The following is a 1,494-nucleotide window of genomic DNA, read 5'->3' as shown; positions in this document are numbered from 1 at the left end:
TTCGCTACCAGTTGCATGTCCATGAACGGCGACTTGCCGGGCGCTGGGAAGTGTTGCTGCGGGTACATCGGGTCGTACCAATACAATGGCTTCTGTTCCGCTGTTGCTGCGGGTGCTTGTGCAGGTTGCCCAGGATGCCCCAGCCAATAGCCTGTCCCGGTGCCAATGGCCAGGGCGAGTGCTGTGATCAAACCGATAGACCTGTTGTTCATGCACGCACCTCTCCATATACGAAGTGCAGGCGAGCGGCGGTCGCCGCTAGCTGCCCTTGCAGGTCGATATCCTGTAACCGTGCCTCGATGCGCTGACGCCGCGCTGTGACTACCTCTTCCAGCGCCGACTTGCCTGCCCGGTAGTCGGCCAAGGCCAGGCTGACGCGTTGTTCGGCCAGCGGCAGCAAGGTTTCGCGGCTGCGCGTCACCGCCCTTTGCAGGCGTTGGTATTCCGCCAGGTCAGCTTCGAGCTGCGCGGTGTGTTCACGCAGTGCCGCTTCCTGTTCGTCCTCCAGTTGCCGCACCTGGGCCTGGCGAGCGGCGATCATCGGGTCCTGCCGCGACCCGCTGAACAGCGGTAACTGGAAACTGACCTGCAGGCTGACCATGTTGCTGAATTCAGGCCCGCGGCGTTGGTAGTCAACCTGCCAGCCCCAATCTGACTTTTTCTCGGCGATGGCCTGCTGCACCTGAGCTTGGGCTTCACGGGTCATGGCCCCGTAGGCGGCCAACTCCGGATGGGCGTGTAGGGTGTGCAGGTAGTCAGGTGCGCGTACCGGCCACTGCGGAAACGTCGGCGCTTGTAATGCGTCGGCATCCTGTCCGATCCAGCGTTTAAGTGCGGCGCGGGCCTGGGTGGCTTGGGTCAGTAGTTGGTCCTTCTGCTCTTCCAGCTGCGCGGCCTCCTGGCCCGGGGCCAGGGCGTCGGCGGAAGCGCCGCCCCCTGCGGCCAGGCGTGCGCGTACCGCTGCTGCCAGCAGACGGTTTTCGTTGAACAGGTTGTCGAACTGCTGCAGTTTGCGTTGCAGGGTGTACGCGGTAATCCAAGCTTGTGCCGTGGCTGCACGCACTTTCAGACGCTCGAACAGCGCTTCGGCATCCGCCCGCTCGACCGTGGCCTGAGCGGTTTCGACCCGCGCTTTTCGTTTGTCGCGGTTGGGCACCTCCTGAGAAAGGCCGACCACCTGCATGGTCATGAAGTCTCGGTTGGTACTCCATCGATCGCTGCCATCCACGGGCAGGTTCTGCACACCGAGATTCAATCGTGGATCTGGCAATTCACCCGCAGGCACAACTGAGTGACGTGCTGCGGAAGCCTGTTCTTGGCGTGCTTGAAGCGAAGGTGCGTTGCGCTCGGCGAGTTGCAGCGCATCGTCCAGCGTGAGCGAATTCGCCTGCGCGGATAGCACCGGCAGCAGGAGTGTCAGGGCGGCAGCAAGCATCCGCCCTGAATGGGAACATAGGGGAGTCATGAAGATGATTCCTCGAAAAAACCAGCGCA

Annotated in this window: 2 protein-coding genes; both read right to left on the bottom strand. The window is 62.5% G+C overall.

Going from position 1 to position 1,494, the window contains the following annotated elements; genetic code table 11:
• A partial coding sequence (locus DM373_RS29035; protein ID WP_279630503.1) for a heavy metal-binding domain-containing protein occupies nt 1-212 on the bottom strand: 212 nt, incomplete at its 3' end.
• Nucleotides 209-1,465 carry a TolC family protein gene (locus DM373_RS28350; protein ID WP_059183360.1) on the bottom strand — a complete coding sequence of 419 codons (1,257 nt, stop codon included), beginning with the start codon at nt 1,463-1,465 and terminating at the stop codon, nt 209-211. The genes DM373_RS29035 and DM373_RS28350, both read right to left, overlap by 4 nt.
• Between the last annotated feature and the right edge of the window lie 29 nt (nt 1,466-1,494).

The sequence above is a fragment of the Pseudomonas sichuanensis genome, assembly GCF_003231305.1.
Lineage (GTDB): Bacteria > Pseudomonadota > Gammaproteobacteria > Pseudomonadales > Pseudomonadaceae > Aquipseudomonas > Aquipseudomonas sichuanensis.
The sequence above is the reverse complement of the archived record's forward strand: the minus strand, read 5'-3'. Positions and strand labels throughout refer to the sequence as shown.